Source organism: Paenibacillus sp. FSL H8-0168, assembly GCF_038592955.1.
GTDB lineage: Bacteria > Bacillota > Bacilli > Paenibacillales > Paenibacillaceae > Paenibacillus > Paenibacillus polymyxa_B.
The window spans coordinates 269,209-287,229 of the sequence record NZ_CP151948.1 but is presented as its reverse complement, the minus strand read 5'-3'; the positions used below and the strand labels follow the sequence as shown (position 1 = coordinate 287,229).

Below are 18,021 nucleotides of genomic sequence, written 5' to 3'. Positions count from 1 at the left end.
CCAAAAGCCATAAAACGGCTACTTGGGACACCCCTTTTTGTTTTTAAGCGAGAAAAGGTTTAATATCCAGCACCAGCACATTTACCGAGTTGGCCGGTAAGTCTAAGAAGACAGAATCCGTCTGAAGGGTGATCTGCTGTTCGGTAGGCACTACCTTCTCATCATTCTTCTTGTTCACGTTAGGTACATGAACAAGCGAGGAATCGCCGGTTAGTGTAACCAGCTTAGCGATGGACTCAACACTCAAATCTTGTAGATTCAGCTGTATTACCTTATCCACGTTGTCGGCATTCACCAGCTTCACGTATACATGCTCAGCATCTTGGGTTACCGAGTTGAACACGTCTCTGTTGTAAGCCTCCAGTTTGTAGTCCAGCACCTTGCTGGTTGTCTCGCCGTCGGTGTATGAGCAAATCAGATTACTGCCCGTTTCACCGCCGTAGTTCACTGTTATGGTGTAGTCCGTGTTGTCAGCCAACTCTTCATAGCTAGCTGCTCTCAAGTTACCTGCCGCTGTACTGGAAGAGTAGTCACCCAATGTGTAGCCTTCTATGCCCTGCTTGTAAACCTTCACGCCGCTAGCCTTGCCGCCATAGCCGATCGCGTATTCAACGACGTCCTTTTTCTCCGCAGAAATATCGGTGAGACCCGCACCCACATAAAAGCCGTCCGTGCCGGAAATGCGGGAAGCGACCACCTCTACCTTGTAATTGCTCCAGCTGTCGTTCAAGATGTACAAACCATTCAGACCGCTATCCTGAGCTTTGAGGACAAGCCCCTTGCCTTCCTCCACCGTAGAGCCCACGGAACCGGGAATGACCTGCCAGGCCGAATTCAATTCCTGGGTAAAGTCTTGATCCAGCAGCACACTGCCGTCCTGGTTGGAAGTAACAGTCACACGCTTAATCATAACCTCGGCATTGCCTGTCGCGATTTCAATTCCCCCCTGAGGAATGAGGTCCGTTGGCTTGCCGTTTTTGTAAGTAGAGAAAGAAGTGCTCAATACTTTATTCCCCAAATATTTAGCATACATTTGCTGTACATAGTAGTTCGGCGTAAACCACACCGTTTCGTCATCGAACCAGATGCAGTCTGGCGTCCATCTGTAGGTTCCATCTGTCAGCACCTTGTTAAACAGCGGTGCATAGGCAGCCAACCGAACGACATCGGCATTATTTTCGAAGCCCGTCATCACCGCTGCCTCTGCTACAGCGCCTGCCAATGTATTTTTATCCGTTGAGGCGTACTCTCCGACAAAAACCTTTGATGTTGCTTTCCAATTTATACTGCCGTCCGCGTTATAAGCTCTGTAGTAGTAGTTATAGCGGTCCACGTTATTCAGCAGGTACTCGTTAGAACGATAATAGTGCTCATCTGCAATGGTGTCCATGTAGTCTTTTTGCTTCTCATACCAGGTTACCGTTTCTTCCGTCACCTGGTTACCATCTGCAAAAGCAACCTTAGCCGAACCGGTCATATTACCGCTTAAGAACTTCCAGCCCTGCTGATATGCATCGTCGTCTGCTTGAGCGCCAACCGTGGAGATGATGTGTAGCTCATAACCTGGATAGTTTTTCTCCATGTACTCATCAATCGATGTCTTGAACACTTCAAAGTTGGCAAAAAACTCTGTACCCCAGTTCTCGTTACCTACACCCAAATAACGCAGATCGAACGGAGCTTCATGGCCCATTTTTTTACGCATAGCAGCCCATTCATTATGTTCAAAATCCACACTGATCGCAAAGTCGATCAGATCCGTAAAGTTCTTGATATAGTATTCTCTTAATGCGCCTCCAGCCGGATGAGCGTAATCGGAGCGGGCTTGGCAGAGCACGCCGCAGGCCATAACCGGAAGCGGAGCTGCATTCAGGTCTTCTGCCAACTGGAAATATTCCATATAACCAAGACCCATGGTCATCATATAGCCCCATACATTAAAGTTTTCCTTGCGCAGCTCGATATCCCCAATCGATTCCTTCCAATCGTATACGTTTTCCCATATAAATGAACCCTCGGAAATACAACCACCCGGAAACCGCAAGAACTTCGGATGCATGCCAACCAGTGCGTTCACCAAATCTTTTCTCAGTCGGTAGTTAGGATTACCCTGGAAGTTAGCATGTGCCGATGGGGATTGCTCTTCCTCTCCTGCGCCCCATACATCTTGTGGGAATAAAGAAACCATATCAACCGAAATGTCCCCTTTAAATGTAAGCGCCAGCTGCCCGAGAACCGTAGCTGAGCCTGTCAGTACAAGCTTGGAATCGATGCCGTACTTCTTCCACGTGTTGTCGCCTTCCACCTGTATCGTAACCGAATCACTAATAGCCTTTTCATTTGAGTCTTGCAGTTGCAGTGTGATTGTGCCCGCTGAGTCGGCCTTCGCCCAGATGGTAAACTCATATTTGGCACCCTCTTGGATGGACATGGCACAATTCTGGTTAGAGTCGGAAAAGCCCTTGTTCCGAATCGTTGCACCATCCGCTACCGTCACATAATAAGAGTTCACTTCTTTGTCTTTTGCGCCTAAAAACTCATTTAATCCACCGCTATGTTGTGGAGTCATCTTATCCGTATCACCAGACCAGGCGAACAACGGGTTGCGGTTCCGTCCGGTAGAGCAGCCGCATTCACCGGAAGCATGGGAATACGTATCGAACTCGAAAGATTCAAAGGAGCGATTCTGAACGAGTTCTGCATAAATCCCGCCATCTGCTGCGTTATTGATATCTTCATAGAACAAGCCGTACATCACTTCGCTGACATCTACTACTTCCTTATTTCCATGAATGGTCAGCGTGTACGGAGGTAGCTGTTCAGGAAGAACGGATACCTCAAAACTCTCTTCAATCTTACTTAAGCCCTTCGTTAATAAGGCTGTGACGGTAACCCCTTGTGCGGAGGTAATCGCCTGAATCTGGCCATTGTCAGAGAGTATACCAGGTTGGCTGGATTTCCAGGTTACTTCTACTCTTCCGCCCATCAGAACGGTTGGCAGAGTTATGTCCTTGGTTACAATCGTCGTCGGAAAGGACAAATATTTATCTCTGGCAAGCTTCACGATCTCTTCATCTGTCAACGAATCGCACATGACCTCAATGACTTCACCCGCCGTCAGGCCTGCTTTATAAATTCGAAAGTCTGAAACGGAGCCGGCAAAGTCTACATCCGCTGCATGCTGGGAGCGACCGATAAAATTGTTGCTGTAGTTGGACGAGTCTGTAAACGTTTCGAACCATTTACGCAGCTTGGCATAGTTGCCGCTGGAAGTTTGACTGATGGAACCATCCGCTACTACCTCACCATTGACATATACCACCGGACCCGCACTGCTTAATGTGCCGCCTTCTGTACCGATTACGGACAAGGCTATATGCATCCACTCATCCCTGACAAAACCTCTTCCCGGGTCTACGGACAAATCCGCCTCGGTGAAAAGGGTTCCGCGCAGATTCCGTGTCATAAACATATAGGGCCCTGTATGGGCTTTACCAAAGTCAAAGACACGTTCCCACATATCTGTGAATCTGCCGAAGTTGACCCAAGCAGTAACCGTCACACCGGTGTTATCGCTTACATCTTTGAATAGATCGGAAGGAAGCTGGATATACGATGTACCGTTGGGGCCTCCCTCAAGCGTCAAAGCTGCTCTACCGGTAGCATGGGAAATCGTAGGTGTTACTGTGCCTGAAGCAACCCCATCGTTACCTTGCCCTGAGCTATCTTTGCCGACGTTCTCTGCATCATCAAACTTGTAACGTGCAATGATTTGATCTTGGAATTTGGTCATCTTCGTTGCTCCTATACCTATAGTTTATTAATGTAATAACTAATTAGTTAATATAAATACATACTATATAGCTATAGTACCTTATCCTGAGTACTTTTTTCAATCCAATAAATCGGATTTATGAAGAAAATACTTGAACGAACTACATAAAAAAGCAGCCATCACAGAAGATACTCTGCGATAACTGCTTTTTGGCTTACAAGATTACTTGGCCTAGTCGGGACTTTTCTGAAATAAAGAAGTTTGGCCGTAGCTATGTTATCCGTTCAATTTTTGTCCACAATTCGGACAGAAGTTAGCTCCTTCGTTTTTTGTACCGCAATTCGGACAAAAATTGGGCTTATTACCGTCTCCAGATGGAGAGGGGGCAGCAGGTGTAGGCTGAGTCTCAGCCGAAGGCTTTGGGTTCGGGTTCAAATTTCTCATCATTTCATTTGCTATATTCATCCCCATCATCATACTCGCCATATCTGAGGCAGCACCACCGCCTTTTACATTACCCGATGCAATCCCGTCCGTCATCGTCACTTGCTGGTACTTTTGCAAATTACCGATCATTTCATGAGAAGCTGTCTTCGTGATCATATCTTGGATTTCTTGAGGATAATTGAAGCTCATCACATGAAAGCCAGTAATCGTCATACCATTGTCCATCACTTGCATATCCAGATCTTCTTGAATACCTTTTGAAATGTCAGAGGCATTCGCCTGCAGATTGAACATGTCCTTTCCTTCTCTGCTGATCCACTTCATCAATAACTGATCCAATACTGAAGTAATGCGTATTTTCACATCCTCAACGAGATAACTGTCCTTCACTCCAGCAATTTTATCGATGAGCGTAACATAATCGTTCACTTTAAAATTAAATGTACCATTGGCACGGATCGGCATACCGCCTGGCAGCTGGGGGGTCGGGATCAGCACTGGATTCTGCGTCCCCCATTTGACCGTAAACTCCTTCGTATTAACGAATAAGACCTCTACCCTCATGCCACTGTTAAAACCAAATTTAAACCCTTTTAAGGTGGATAGAAATGGAATAATGTCAGAGTCCATGTTATACGACCCTTCATTCTCAAAAATACCCTCTATTTTGCCGTTATTTACAAAAATCGCATCTTGACCGGAGCGGATGATTAATTTACTGCCTTTTTTAATTTCATGATTACTCCACTTCCAGAAAATCATATCATCTCTAAATTCTTCCCACTCTACAACATTTGCAAATTGATTTCTGAAGAATCCCATACTGTATCCATCCTTTCCGTTCAGGATTTTGCAAAATTCTCAGTTAAAATGATCCTCTGCTGCCGCTATGCGAATGACCGCCGCTGGTAGTTCCGCCACCACCGCCTGAGCTGCTGCTACTGCTGCTCTTTTCAATCTTCCGTTTCGTTGTCGTTGTGTGAAGATACTGATCTCGATGCTCCAGAACTCCTGAAGCGTTCGCATCCTCGTAGGTCTGCCGATTTACCGTAACCCGACCGCCAGAATTGGAAACCATCTTACCCACGATCAACGCCGCCAATCCCAGCGCCACCGCCAAATGAAGCCATCCTTTAAAAAATATACTGTCTGGATTCACCCCTGGACGGATGGCCAAATATTTGTGTGCACTCAGAATATACTTTTGAAATGCCAGCCCATAGTTGCCGTTGGTCAGGTCCGGGCTAATCTCATGGCGTATTTTAGTAAGCCTGTCATCATCCAGATACCGTTCTGCCTTATAAAATCCGGCCAAGTACACCTCTCTATTTCTCATATCCATCGTTAAAATGACCGCGTTCCCATGAGATCTGTCATACCCAGGGCCATGGTCATCATAAAAGTCCTGCGTCATTTTCATAACATCCATATTGTCGGGATTGAGGGTAGTATAAATAATAATGTCCGTTTCTCTTTCCGCTCCGTATTGATTAGCCATAGTGTTCAACACATCATACTCTTCCTGATTGAGCAGACCCGCTTCATCATAAATCAATGGCTTCATTTCTGTCGTTGCTGGTTCGCCCTTCATTTCCATAGGAACTGCCAGAAAAACAGCAAAGAATAACAAGACGGCTATAATGGCTCTATGCTTTTTCAATAGAATTCCCCTCCCATCATCAGCCAAGTGATTAACCTTAATGAGAAGAGAGTAATGCCGAAAATGCCTGCAAACCAAGCCGTCACTTTGAACTTGCTGATCGGAGGCTTACCGACTACCTTGCCCGTCTGTCCGTTCATAGCAAACGTATGCTCCAATTGATTGTAGTCATAGTGTATGACCCATACCGGGAGCAGAACATAATCCGCTTGTTTTAATATAGTATCAATTTGCTTTTCCGTATAACTCACGGACGTATACTCTGACACCGTAGAATGAATATAAGCATCAATATATTCCTTCACTTTTTCTTTAACTCGCGGGAAAAGCTCTTCTTCGTTATAACTGTACTTCTCCGCAATATAACCCGCTAGATATGGCGTTTTAAAGGGTTTTAGCTGATCGTATGGAAAAGGCTCCAATTTATCCATCAGCTCGTCGTTCATTTTCTCCGCAGCATCAATCGGAACCTTTACATAATTCAAACGGATTTTGCGATATACATCAAAATGCTTCGTTTCCGTATATTCGTAGTCTCCGCTCGTATAGGTTCTCACTTGGGTACCTTCACCTTGAACCTCAATTTTATTATGTAATTCATATAACCAGAAGGGCACATACATCCCGGTTATTCCCTTGATTCGGTCTGCTATCATGAACCGGTTCGGCGTCAGACGGCCGTTCTTGCACCATTTTTTGAAAGCAACTATGGCTTCTTCCTTACTGATTGAAAAAGGAATAACCCGCGCCGGAGCCAGCTTCCCGGTCAGTCGGTCTCCAAGAACCACGGCAGAACCACAAAAGCTGCACACCGTTGCACTCGTCTCCACTTCGGTCATAATCACTGCTCCGCAGTTATTACAATGATACTCATGGGCCTCATCTTCTGAAAAAATACGATTTATCAGAGGATCAGGAATAGATTCGATATTGTCCTCTCTTCCGCAACTATGACAGGATAACATCCCTGTCTCACCGTCAAAGACCATGCCGCTGCCGCAGTTGGGGCATTTGTATTCGATAACCGGCATCTGCTCACCTCTTCATGTAGATACTATTATGATTCCTTATAAAGCATCCAGGTCGTCCTTCGTTCCTGCCCGAAGCTCGGCTATAGCCATCGCTTCATCATACGCTCTGTTCACCTGCTCTTCCATGACCTCAAAAGCAGAATTCTTGCTGCCCATAGAGTTCAAGGCTTGCTGTGCTTTGGCAACCGCCAGCTTCCCTTTAAGTTCAGCGTGCCGCGCTTTTAGTTGCCCCATATCGGACACCAACTTCTCCTGCATTTGTTTCATATTTACGGCGTTTGTCGAAGCTAAATCATAGGATGTTTGTAATTGTTCCAATTTTTCTGCCTGCAAACCTTTTCTCTCCAGAAACTTTCGAGCTTCCTCTTCATTACCAGCTTCCACAGACTTACTGGCATAATGCTGGAGCTTTTTGATCTCGGCTTTGCATTCATCCAGTGCTCTTTTCGTCCTTCTCTCATCAGCCAATACTGAAGCCGTCTCCGCTTTCACCTTGCCTAGATCACTGTTCAAATTCCGCATATAATCGTCCATGGTTGTCTCCGGGTCTCCCACCTTATCCACTAAGGCGTTAATATTCATTTTCATAATATCCCTAAACCTCGACAAAATCCCCATGATGACCTCCTTCGAAAGAACTACATTCCACCATATCATACATCAAATCCGGTAAAAAATGTTCATCGTAGCTCTATATACTGGCCCACTGATCACTTTCAGATGTGTGTTCGTTTTATTATAAAAGCAAAGGGTCCAAAAACCCGCGACAGATTTTTGAACCCTTCTATTTATTGTTCCTGATTATAGTTCTTCATAGGACTTGGGGTCCTGACCCCATATCCGCCCATCCTCACTGCTAAATGCCGAAATCACGTTCATTTCCTCTGGAGACAACTCAAAATCAAAAATATCTAGATTCTCCGTTTGGTGTTTTAAAGAAGAGGCCTTAGGGATCGGGATTGCTCCAAGTTGGATATGCCAACGTAAAATCGCTTGTGTAGTCGTTTTACCATGAGTAGCAGCAATTTTCCCAATCTCTTCATTCTCCAGCATGCTGTGACCGCGACCCAAGGGGCTCCACGATTCGGTCACGATGCCCTGTTCAGCATCTTTCGCACGCTGGTGCTCCTGATTAAACAATGGATGCAATTCAACTTGATTGATGCTCGGCGCGACACCTGTTTCCCGAATTAAACGTTCATTATGCTCGGGCAGAAAATTGCAGACCCCGATGGAACGAATATAGCCCCTTTTCTTCGCCTCAATTAACGCCTGCCAGGCTTCAACATATCGGTCAATTTGGGGATTCGGCTAATGGATCAGATAAAGATCATAATAGTCCAGGCCTCCTCTAAATAATGACTCTTCGATGGTTACAATGGCTTCTTGATAAGCATGTCGACGACCCGGTAGTTTGGAGCAAACCAACAATTCTTCTCTGGGCACAGAGCTCTGCTGGACCGCTTTCCCAACAGCACCCTCATTTTCATAGTTGAACGCTGTGTCGATCAGACGGTAACCTGCATCAATCGCGCTGGTAATCGCCCTCACTCCGTCTGCACCCTTCAATCCAGCAGTCCCAAATCCAATGACGGGCACTTTAGTCCCATCATTCAATACCTTCTCCGGAATTTGTTGGTTCATATTACAGCCTCCTTTACTATTCTCATATAACATAACACCTCTTCAAAGCTCCAGTAGAATATAGCAATCCAATACATTCCGTTCCTATATATGTATATACCCACTAGCTCGTAACTTCCCTACCAAGTTCTCTGTGTGCTAAATCAAAAAGCGCCTGATCCCCATTGAAATCATACTTGAAGTCAAGGGGTCAGGCACTTGTATACCACTACCAAATCATATAATCCACTTCATGCTGAATTGCTTGGTTGTCCAACACAAAGTTGAAGTGTCTGTATTTTTATTTCAAACCTTTCCATACCCAGTTCTCTACCTCTGGCAAGTCAATGCCTTCTTCGCGGATGAATTGATGATGTTTCTTAATCGTAGCATCCATTTCATCCACAATGTTGGTGTACTTCCCAGCGTCAGGTAAGTTAAGAACGGCTTCCTTCACTAAGTCAAAACGATCCATTTGATTCAATACACGCATATCAAATGGTGTCGTAATATCGCCATTCTCACGGTAACCATGTACATGCAAGTTATGATTGTGACGATCAAAGAACAGATCTTTGATCAGACCTTCGTAACCATGGAAAGCGAAAACAACGGGCTTGTCTTTTGTGAAAAAATGATCAAATTCGGCGTCGGATAATCCACGCGGGTCTAGTTTTTGACTTCTCAGTTTCAGCAAATCTACCACATTGATGTACCGAATTTTCAAGTCAGGCAGTTTTTCATGCAAAATGGAAATCGCAGCTAAACTTTCAATCGTTGGCTCTGTACCAGCAGAAGCAATGACAAGGTCAGGTTCTCCACCTTGATCTGTACTTGCCCAGTCAATGATCTTCAACCCTTTATCCACCAATTCTTTCGCTTCATCAGCAGTAAACCATTGTGGACGTGGGTGTTTAGACGAAACAATCAAATTGATCTTTTGACGGTCGTTTAAAATGGTGTCGAAAACAGCCAACAATGAGTTGGCATCAGCTGGCAGATACTCCCGAATAAATTCTGGTTTTTTATCAGCCAAATGACCTAACAAACCTGGATCTTGGTGTGTATACCCATTATGATCCTGTTGGAACACCGTTGAAGTTGCTACGACATTCAATGATGGGATATCTGCACGCCATCCTTGATCCGTTGCTTTACGCAGCCACTTAAAGTGCTGGGTGATCATCGAGTCAACCACACGCAGGAAGGCTTCGTAACTTGCAAAGAAACCATGGCGACCTGTTAATACATAACCTTCCAGCAATCCTTCAGCTTGGTGTTCGGATAATTGAGAATCAATTACACGGCCATAGGATGATAAAAATTCATCATTAGGTTCAATAATTTGGTCCATCCATTGGCGTTTGGTTACTTCAAAAACAGGAGCCAAGCGATTAGACATCGTTTCATCTGGTCCGAAGATTCTGAAATTACGATTTTCTTCATTTAAAAGAACCACATCTTTAACGTATTTCCCTAAAACCGACATATCCTGCGCAATCACTTTACCAGGTACGGAATTATCCAGCGCATAGTTACGGAAATCCGGTAATTTCAAGTCTTTAATGAGGTTACCCGCATTCGCAGCAGGGTTCATTCCCATACGTTTATCGCCTGTAGGCAGAATTTCAGCAAGCTCAGGGTTTAAACGACCGTTTTCGTCGAACAATTCCTCTGGTCTATAGCTATTCAGCCATTCTAACAAAGCAGGTGCGTGCTGCATATTTTTTTGATCAACCGGAATTGGAACCTGATGGGCACGGAATGAATTTTCATTCGGCACGTTGTCCCATTCCTTCGGACCTGTCCAGCCTTTAGGTGAACGGAATACAATCATCGGCCAAGCCGGACGAGTAAGGTCATTATTTTCACGCGCATTCTTTTGAATAGCTTCAATCTTCTCGATAGCCGTATCCAACACTTTCGCCATTTCTGGATGCATGTGATCCGGATTTTCACCTTCAACAAAGAACGGCTCCCAACCCAAACCTTTAAAGTATGAGGTCAATTCTTCTTTTGATTGACGAGACATAATCGTTGGGTTACTAATCTTAAAGCCATTCAAGTGCAAGATTGGTAGCACTGCACCATCTGTGATGGGGTTGATAAATCGGTTAGAAAACCACGAAGCGGCTAATGGGCCCGTTTCAGCTTCACCATCACCAATAACAACAGCCGAAATCAGATCAGGATTATCCAGAATGGCACCTACACCATGAGAAAGGGAGTAACCTAATTCTCCACCTTCATGGATAGATCCAGGTGTTTCAGGAGCAGCATGTGAAGCAATACCGCCAGGGAAAGAGAATTGTTTGAACAATTTCTTCATACCTGAGATATCTTGTGTAATTTGCGGATAGATTTCAGTGTAGCTTCCATCCAGATAAGAATTTGAAACCATAACCTGGCCGCCGTGACCAGGACCTTCAATGTAAAGCATGCTCAAATCATATTTATTAATAACACGATTTAGATGTGCATAAATAAAGTTTTGTCCTGGAATTGTGCCCCAGTGTCCAATAGGCTTAACCTTCACATCTGAATCTTTTAAAGGCTCTCTCAACAAAGGATTATCTTTTAAATACAGCTGACCTACCGAAATGTAGTTCGTTGCACGCCAATATGCATCAAGTTTTTCTAAATATGTTTTAGATGAATAATCTGCTAACACGGGTGATAACGACATGGTGTCCACTCCCTAAGTAGTTTTGTTTGTAATTTATTTCCGGAAATTTCATCTACATGTACATCATAACGCTACGCTGATTAAATTCAACCTTTTTCACAAGTGATACGGTCCAATTTTGTGAAATTTTGAACATACTATGAAATATAAATTAAAAAGACAGTAAAAAAGCTCTTACATTAAAATATATAGAAGTATAAACCAATAAAATTTTTAATAAACGAGGCAATCGCAGGCTTCAATCCTTTTTTCAAAACCATAAAAAAAAGACCGGAGAATTCTCCAGTCTTATCATTAGTGAACCGATACAAAGGTATTAAATTTTAAATATTTGTAATGAAATCGCATATGAGAAAACTCAAATGGCGTACCGTTATCTAAAAAGAACACACCTTCCATAATACCTACAGGCTCATTTTCATTTAAATGTAGCAGCTTTTGATCATTCTCTTGAGACGGTTCTGCAAAAATGGATAAAAAAGATTTGGTGACGGCCAAGTTCCGTGAGTCTTCCAAATAATTAAAAATGGACCCCTCGATAATTGTCTGATTTAAATTCTGGACAATTTTAATGGGGATATAGCCCGTTTCAATCATAAAAGGATCATCATCAAACAGACGTAAGCGAACAATTTTGTAAACAAAATCATGAGTCTCCAAGAACAAATCGCGTTGTAACTCTTCTGTTGGCGGAATGACCTCAAAACTCAGTACTTTGATTTTTGGCTTTTTACCATGCATTTGAAAATTATCAGTGACCCCTAGATTAGAGCCTTCGTAGTTAAAGATAGATTCATTTCTTATGTATAATGGATTAATAAATGTCCCGGAACCTTGTTTTTTGAAAATAATTCCGACATTCTCCATTTTAGTCAGAGCACGTTTAATTGAACTACGACTAACCTGGTAAGTCTCACTAAGACTACGTTCATCTGGCAATCTCATATCTGCAAACTTTCCCGCAAAGATTTTCATCTTGAGATCGTCAATAATTTGCTTATAGACAAATTGTGTCATATAGTACTCCTCTTTCAGGTCTTCTATAACTCCATATAGTTTACCATAACTTGCCCATTTCATCTCGTGTTTGTTTCTGTATGCTGAGTAGACTTTCAACCGAATAGGAAGCGTCCTCGCTTTTACTTTACATCTCTATGCATAATACCATGATTACACATACATAACACCACGGAACGTATCTACAAAACAGCAGAAAATACAGCCCCCCCACCTTAATAACATCGGTAATAAGACCAAGCCTGTTTCGAACCTTGAGGGATGTTTGACTAGACCAGGCTAAAATCCTTGAATACATTGTTATTATTTATCTTGTTCAAACGTTTTCTAATAAAAATGGTGGGGGGGAGATCATATTGGCTATCCGCTACAGCGTCATCATTCCAACCTATAATCGAGCCCAGCAATTGTTGCTCACACTCGCTTCATTTGAGACACAAACCTATCCAAAGCAACTATTCGAAGTCATTGTAGCTGATGACGGTTCTACAGACGGAACGAAAGAAATGGTCGAAGGCTTCAAAGCATCCTATCCTCTTATCTATGTGTCACATCAGGAACAACGCGGTCGATCTGCGGTTCGAAATTTGGGACTGCGCCGTGCAAAAGGGCTGTACATCATCTTCTGCGACGCTGACTTTGTAGTATTACCGGAATTCATTAGGATCGTGAGCCGTTATCACCGTAAATATCCCAAGTCCGTGCTTTCAGGCATTCCTCACTCGTGGGACGATGCCTTTACCCATTATTACCCTGACTTTTCTCCTGAAGAAAAAGAACAATGTCGCAACATACTTACGCAGTCCAACTTATGGAATGCTGACTATGAAGCAGCGAACGAAATTACTCCGATCATAACCCCAGAAGACATCCTTCACCAAACGGGTGCGTTGTCTAAAGTAGTTAGCCCCACAAGGGTTCCTCCCAATACGCAGAAACAATTTGCCTCAACAGACGTAGCCCCCTGGATGCTGCTGGTTACTCGTTGTGTAGCCATCAGACGCAGCCACTTGATTCGTATTGGAGGTTTCAATGAACGGTTTGTGCTGTATGGACTCGAAGACTGGGACCTTGGCTATAGACTACATCGCTTGAAGATTCCTTTTTATTGCATCAAAGAGGTGGTCGGATATCATCAGGAACATCCAACCTATCTTAGAGGTAACGTTTTAAATACGGAAAATTTGAGAATCATGTATGAAACCTACGGATTCAATGACTCCTCGTTAAATCTATTTGCTCTGATCCCTCCATCGGAGGATTTTGAGGCCTACAAAAATACGTTGCGGGTATTGCGCAGGGGATTCCGCTCTAAGTTAACACGCTCATCAGCACTGTTATTAAGAAGAACACTACACATTGCAGCCAAACAGTTCTACGATCAAAGCCATACTCATGCATACAAAAAATCATTACACTTGATAAAAAAGAAAGCAGAGAACCGGAAAAGTCGAGTCGCTCACGTGTTACGAGAAATGCTGGTGAAGTCTGAAAAGCTGGTGGAATAATAGTTACTCATTTACAGCGTACAAAATCGTGTGTATTGCATCCTCCTTACGGGATAAAAAAACTCCTCCATAAAGGTGCGAGCCCAACTTGGCAAGCAGCTTTATGGAGGAGGAGTCGCCATGTCCGGAGATAACGACAAGAATTGTCGTTACTAGTTTACTATTCCTCTGATAGTCCAGCATGCTTTCTGATTATTCATTACATATGAGTTTTACCAACTGCTAAGAACTCAATATTTTAATGCTATCATCGCACCAGCTAATTAAACTGCTAAACTGACTTTTACCATAGCTCATTGTGATCATCCAATATTTGTGATTATGGTCTTTATGCTCTACGTTGATAAGCCAACGTTCAAGTTCTTCAAAAATATGCAAGCTTTCCACTAGCTTTTCTTTATACTCCTGTATGTGCTTTATAATCGTTTCAGGCGAAGAATTCCCGCCAAAAAACACCCTCAACAGCAGCTCATTTTTTTTAAGCATCACCACATGCTCCATGGGCTGAGAAAGCCAGTCTGACAACGTCTGCCTTCCCTGATCGGTAATGCTGTAGAGTTTCTTGTCAGGCTTTCCTTTCTGTCGAATAACCTCGACTGCAATATCTTTTCGATCCAGTAGCTCTGCCAGGCTGGGATAGATCTGACCATAGTTCTCATTCCAAAAGTAACTAGTGCTTTGCTCCATATGTTGCTTTATATCATAACCGGTATGAGGACCCAGACTCAGAATGCCTAATACCGCAAACATTGTATTGGTTTTTCCTGACTGTCTCGCCATTATATATTGTGCCTCCTGTTACCTCTAGCAAATCTCCGTAGTATGTCATGCTTTCATTAGACTAGACATAATTATAGCCCATTTAAACTAGCTTCACATCTCTCTATATATTATTTAAATATATATTATTATAATAATTAATGTTGACAGGGGTTTATCATCGTTTTATATTAACGATATCAACAAAATACCAATGAGCTTGCCAAGCTGAAGCCTTGGATACAGATATCATAAAGAATTCCAAGACATCGCTTGGTTAAATCTTAATAAGGAGATATCAGACCATGACCATGATCAGTGTAAATTATCCCGCAGGCCGCATAACGCTTGAACAGCGCCGTCTTTTGGCAGAAGGTTTGACGGATGCAGTTCTCGTTCCAGAGGTAGGTCAATATTGTCCGCCAGCAAGAGAAGGGTTTCAGGTCCATTTCACCGAACGTCCAATAGATTACATGGCAATTGGCGGGCAATTGCTGTCGGATCAGCCAGAACGTGATGTAATTACTGTCAATGTACTAGTGATGGATGGTGACTGGCCTAACGACGTTCGCAAAAAAGTGCTTGAGAATATTCTTGGCAGTTTGACTAAAGTACTTGGTGTACCGGAACCATCCCCGACTTGGTGGGTATCCTTCCAGGTCATTGAAGAAGGCAGCTGGGGTTCTCGCGGCGGCGTGCTCTCTATTCTAGACCTGCTGGATTCAGGAGTCTTTACTGAGGAGAAAATTAAGGCTATCAAGCAAAATATTACACGGGTAACACCGGGAAATCTAACGAAAAAACACCCATAAGGGTGTTCTTCATTTGTCCAAAGTAACATCTTTCAGTTTACATAATCTTAATGGCTAGCCAAATCATGCTCCAAAGCTTGAAGAGAAAGGCTATCCCTCGTACTGCCTCCCTCTCCCGGTCTCATATCAAAAATACGATCGACAAATCGATTGACATCCAGCAGCATTGCTTTTCGTTCCTCCGAGGTTACACGCGGCACCGAGTAAAGAAGCTTAATCTCAGCATCCGAAAACTTAGCGAACCCAAACAAATTATCGTTCGCCGCGTAGAGCATATCTTTCTGACGTGATATACGAATATAGTCTTCTGAAGATCCTGTTGTAAAAATCGAGTAGGCTCTCTTGCCCTCAAGCCCATATACACCATCAGAAGAGCGTATGAGTCCTGTTGTGAACACTCTATCTATATATCCTTTAATAACAGCGGGAAATCCGCCCCACCATACCGGTGAAATAATAATCAAGGCATCTGCCCACAATAAATCCTCCTGTTCTTTTACTATCTCCTCTGGCAATACGTTAGTGACCTTAGCCTCTAAATCCTTTAAGCCTACCGTCGGATTAAATGACATTTGGATTAAATCTTTTACCTTAACATTCGCCCCTCGTACGTTTAGATGAGCGATCACCTGCTCCAAAATCGCTTTGTTAAAGCTCTTAGCATAAGGGTGACCGTATAGAATATTAATGTTCATCTTCTTCGCCCCCAGAATATTTTCATATGGCTTGTCAAAGCCTTGATGCTAATGTAATGTTAAGCCAATGGTATTGAAACAACAAGTAGGCATATTTATAGTATATACTATCAAAAATCATACTAATTGATTTCATAGGACTTTCTGGGATACAAACGATGAGGAGATGGAATAAATGAGTGAAAATCTGAATCATTTTACAGATTGCCCCTTAACAAAGGTTCAGAAAATCATTGGCGGCAAATGGAAAATAGTGATTTTATGGTTTCTGTCCCGTGGTACCAGAAGATTCGGTGAAATTAAACGCGCCTTTCCTGATATCACACAAGCGATGTTAACCAAGCAGCTAAGAGAATTAGAAGAAGACGGGTTTGTGCATCGGGAAGTATTCAAAGAAATCCCTCCCCGTGTTGAATACTCGCTAACAACTCACGGGGCAAATTTCGTCCCCATATTGCGCAGTATGTATGATTGGGGGGAGGTTCATCTGGAGCACTCGAAAAAATGAAAACCCACTATGACCAATTTTGTCAAAGTGGGTTTAATCCTGTTTCCTCTGAGGGCGAAACAGTAGCCGTTTCGTTTACTGTTGTTTTCCAGTTAATGTTCTCACTTCAATAGGATGCAGATTCGCCTCAATTTGAGCCCGCTGCGGTTCATACCACTCTGGCAGCATTAATTTCTGCCCCAAAGATTCAGCAGGTTCATTATTAGCAAATCCCGGTGGATCTGTAGCAATTTCAAATAGTATGCCGCCCGCTTCTCTGAAATATATCGCATTAAAATATTGGCGGTCTATGATTGGAGTCGGCTGATAGCCATAATGCTGGACTGCGCTTCTCCATTCTTCATGTTGTTCGAAATCTTTTGCACGCCATGCAATGTGATGTACCGTGCCTGCTCCACCAAAGCCTAAACCCATTTTGGCGAGCGGAACATCCACGATGTTGCCGATTTCTCCTACGGACTGATAACGGGCATATTCGGCGTCTTCAGCGATTTTCGTAAATCCGAGTATGCTCTCCAATGCATCCATCGTTCTCTGTGGGTTGACGCTAAATAGCACGGCGCCTCCAAACCCCTTAATTGCTTTATCAGCCGAAATACCACCGTAAGACCAAGTACTGTTCGCTCCTTCCTCACGTTCGACAAGCTCAAGGCGTAAGCCCTCATTATCCTCAAATTGAAGATATTGTTCAGAAAAACGGCTCGTTTTCGTAACTTGAATATCAAAGCTTTGCAAACGATGCTGCCAAAAATCAAGTGAACCTGGGGGTACCACATACGAGGTTATGCCCACCTGGCCACCTCCGATTCGTCCTTTAGGAGTTCCTGGTGCAGGAAAAAAAGTAATGATTGTTCCAGGACTTCCTGCCTCGTTGCCAAAGTACAAGTGGTAAACCTCAGGAGCATCGAAGTTGATTGTTTTCTTCACTAACCGAAGTCCCAGGACGCCGGCATAGAAGTCGACATTTTCCTGCGGATTACCGGCAAAAGCTGTAATATGATGAATACCTGTAGTTTGCAGTGACATATGAAACCCTCCTTTAATCGTAGGAACCTTTGTTTTTTGTCGTTGACGATTTTCTATGACCTAAACATCATGTTTTATCTAAGTAATGCATCGATGGAATATGAACCTGCTCCTGTCAACGCAATACCAATTACGACTGCAATAAGAACTAGCGGATATTCATAGCCATTAGCTGTTGCCCAGATCCCGTTTGGGCCATGTACTTTGAAAATTGCTCCAAGCATAGTCACCGTAATCAACAATGCGGCCAGTGGAGTGAGCAGTCCTAAAGCAAATAGAACTCCTCCCAACAATTCCATCAACCCCGCAGACACTGCCATGAACACTCCGGGCTTAATGCCAATCGATTCCATCCAACCGCCCGTACCTTTTGGACCATAGCCACCAAACCAGCCAAAAAGCTTCTGTGCTCCGTGCCCCACCAATAACAATCCAACCACCAAACGTATCAGTAACAATCCACTTGCCAACATA

General features: G+C 43.5%; 14 protein-coding genes and 1 pseudogene. 3 read left to right on the top strand and 12 right to left on the bottom strand.

Annotated elements, in window-relative coordinates; genetic code table 11:
- Nucleotides 1-43: 43 nt before the first annotated feature.
- From MHI21_RS01325 to MHI21_RS01290, 8 genes and pseudogenes are all read right to left on the bottom strand, one after another.
- Nucleotides 44-3,793 (bottom strand): alpha-L-arabinofuranosidase C-terminal domain-containing protein, encoded by a 3,750-nt coding sequence (locus tag MHI21_RS01325; RefSeq protein WP_342419264.1) that lies wholly within the window; start codon nucleotides 3,791-3,793, stop codon nucleotides 44-46.
- Between the two features lie 258 nt (nucleotides 3,794-4,051).
- Nucleotides 4,052-5,044 carry an SPFH domain-containing protein gene (locus MHI21_RS01320; protein WP_341162556.1) on the bottom strand — a complete coding sequence of 331 codons (993 nt, stop codon included), beginning with the start codon at nucleotides 5,042-5,044 and terminating at the stop codon, nucleotides 4,052-4,054.
- Nucleotides 5,045-5,087: 43 nt separating this feature from the next.
- The gene (locus MHI21_RS01315) at nucleotides 5,088-5,882 is read right to left on the bottom strand and encodes a TPM domain-containing protein (protein ID WP_069290814.1); all 795 of its coding nucleotides are present in this window, start codon (nucleotides 5,880-5,882) and stop codon (nucleotides 5,088-5,090) included.
- The gene (locus MHI21_RS01310) at nucleotides 5,879-6,913 is read right to left on the bottom strand and encodes a TFIIB-type zinc ribbon-containing protein (protein ID WP_342419263.1); all 1,035 of its coding nucleotides are present in this window, start codon (nucleotides 6,911-6,913) and stop codon (nucleotides 5,879-5,881) included. Before MHI21_RS01310 ends, MHI21_RS01315 begins: the two co-directional genes overlap by 4 nt.
- A 36-nt stretch (nucleotides 6,914-6,949) precedes the next feature.
- Nucleotides 6,950-7,531 (bottom strand): PspA/IM30 family protein, encoded by a 582-nt coding sequence (locus tag MHI21_RS01305; RefSeq protein ID WP_342419262.1) that lies wholly within the window; start codon nucleotides 7,529-7,531, stop codon nucleotides 6,950-6,952.
- 183 nt (nucleotides 7,532-7,714) lie between these two features.
- Nucleotides 7,715-8,557: pseudogene (locus MHI21_RS01300) on the bottom strand (aldo/keto reductase).
- Between the two features lie 280 nt (nucleotides 8,558-8,837).
- Nucleotides 8,838-11,222, bottom strand: a complete 2,385-nt coding sequence (locus MHI21_RS01295) for a phosphoketolase family protein (protein ID WP_342419261.1) — start codon at nucleotides 11,220-11,222, stop codon at nucleotides 8,838-8,840.
- 294 nt (nucleotides 11,223-11,516) lie between these two features.
- Nucleotides 11,517-12,239, bottom strand: coding sequence for a GntR family transcriptional regulator (locus MHI21_RS01290; protein ID WP_023986502.1), 723 nt, complete (start codon nucleotides 12,237-12,239; stop codon nucleotides 11,517-11,519).
- 356 nt (nucleotides 12,240-12,595) lie between these two features.
- On the opposite strand from MHI21_RS01290, the gene MHI21_RS01285 reads away from it, so the two are divergent.
- A complete protein-coding gene (locus MHI21_RS01285) occupies nucleotides 12,596-13,747 on the top strand; it encodes a glycosyltransferase (protein ID WP_341162561.1) in 1,152 nt (383 codons plus the stop codon).
- A 222-nt stretch (nucleotides 13,748-13,969) separates the two neighbouring features.
- On the opposite strand, the gene MHI21_RS01280 is transcribed toward MHI21_RS01285, so the two are convergent.
- A complete protein-coding gene (locus MHI21_RS01280; protein ID WP_023986500.1) occupies nucleotides 13,970-14,527 on the bottom strand; it encodes a PadR family transcriptional regulator in 558 nt (185 codons plus the stop codon).
- Nucleotides 14,528-14,811: 284 nt separating this feature from the next.
- Between MHI21_RS01280 and MHI21_RS01275 the strand changes: the two genes are divergently transcribed.
- On the top strand, nucleotides 14,812-15,318 hold the full coding sequence (locus MHI21_RS01275) for a tautomerase enzyme (RefSeq protein ID WP_165179549.1): 507 nt from the start codon (nucleotides 14,812-14,814) through the stop codon (nucleotides 15,316-15,318).
- Nucleotides 15,319-15,365: 47 nt separating this feature from the next.
- On the opposite strand, the gene MHI21_RS01270 is transcribed toward MHI21_RS01275, so the two are convergent.
- The gene (locus MHI21_RS01270) at nucleotides 15,366-16,013 is read right to left on the bottom strand and encodes an NAD(P)H-dependent oxidoreductase (protein WP_307353713.1); all 648 of its coding nucleotides are present in this window, start codon (nucleotides 16,011-16,013) and stop codon (nucleotides 15,366-15,368) included.
- Nucleotides 16,014-16,188: 175 nt separating this feature from the next.
- Here MHI21_RS01270 and MHI21_RS01265 point away from each other — a divergent pair, with 175 nt between their 5' ends.
- Nucleotides 16,189-16,521 carry a helix-turn-helix domain-containing protein gene (locus MHI21_RS01265; RefSeq protein ID WP_307353712.1) on the top strand — a complete coding sequence of 111 codons (333 nt, stop codon included), beginning with the start codon at nucleotides 16,189-16,191 and terminating at the stop codon, nucleotides 16,519-16,521.
- 75 nt (nucleotides 16,522-16,596) lie between these two features.
- Here the strand turns inward: MHI21_RS01265 and MHI21_RS01260 are convergent, their stop codons facing one another.
- Nucleotides 16,597-17,547 (bottom strand): ring-cleaving dioxygenase, encoded by a 951-nt coding sequence (locus MHI21_RS01260; RefSeq protein WP_341162563.1) that lies wholly within the window; start codon nucleotides 17,545-17,547, stop codon nucleotides 16,597-16,599.
- A gap of 74 nt (nucleotides 17,548-17,621) precedes the next feature.
- The gene (locus tag MHI21_RS01255) at nucleotides 17,622-18,020 is read right to left on the bottom strand and encodes a DoxX family protein (protein ID WP_342419260.1); all 399 of its coding nucleotides are present in this window, start codon (nucleotides 18,018-18,020) and stop codon (nucleotides 17,622-17,624) included.
- Nucleotide 18,021 lies beyond the last annotated feature (1 nt).

Excerpts from the sequence above, each read along its gene's own strand:
- MHI21_RS01325 (WP_342419264.1), bottom strand. The coding sequence starts at position 3,793 with ATGACCAAATTCCAAGATCAAATCATTGCACGTTACAAGTTTGATGAT.
- MHI21_RS01320 (WP_341162556.1), bottom strand. The coding sequence starts at position 5,044 with ATGGGATTCTTCAGAAATCAATTTGCAAATGTTGTAGAGTGGGAAGAA.
- MHI21_RS01310 (WP_342419263.1), bottom strand. The coding sequence starts at position 6,913 with ATGCCGGTTATCGAATACAAATGCCCCAACTGCGGCAGCGGCATGGTC.
- MHI21_RS01305 (WP_342419262.1), bottom strand. The coding sequence starts at position 7,531 with ATGGGGATTTTGTCGAGGTTTAGGGATATTATGAAAATGAATATTAAC.
- MHI21_RS01295 (WP_342419261.1), bottom strand. The coding sequence starts at position 11,222 with ATGTCGTTATCACCCGTGTTAGCAGATTATTCATCTAAAACATATTTA.
- MHI21_RS01290 (WP_023986502.1), bottom strand. The coding sequence starts at position 12,239 with ATGACACAATTTGTCTATAAGCAAATTATTGACGATCTCAAGATGAAA.
- MHI21_RS01280 (WP_023986500.1), bottom strand. The coding sequence starts at position 14,527 with ATGGCGAGACAGTCAGGAAAAACCAATACAATGTTTGCGGTATTAGGC.
- MHI21_RS01275 (WP_165179549.1), top strand. The coding sequence starts at position 14,812 with ATGACCATGATCAGTGTAAATTATCCCGCAGGCCGCATAACGCTTGAA.
- MHI21_RS01270 (WP_307353713.1), bottom strand. The coding sequence starts at position 16,013 with ATGAACATTAATATTCTATACGGTCACCCTTATGCTAAGAGCTTTAAC.
- MHI21_RS01265 (WP_307353712.1), top strand. The coding sequence starts at position 16,189 with ATGAGTGAAAATCTGAATCATTTTACAGATTGCCCCTTAACAAAGGTT.
- MHI21_RS01260 (WP_341162563.1), bottom strand. The coding sequence starts at position 17,547 with ATGTCACTGCAAACTACAGGTATTCATCATATTACAGCTTTTGCCGGT.
- MHI21_RS01255 (WP_342419260.1), bottom strand. The coding sequence starts at position 18,020 with ATGTTGGCAAGTGGATTGTTACTGATACGTTTGGTGGTTGGATTGTTA.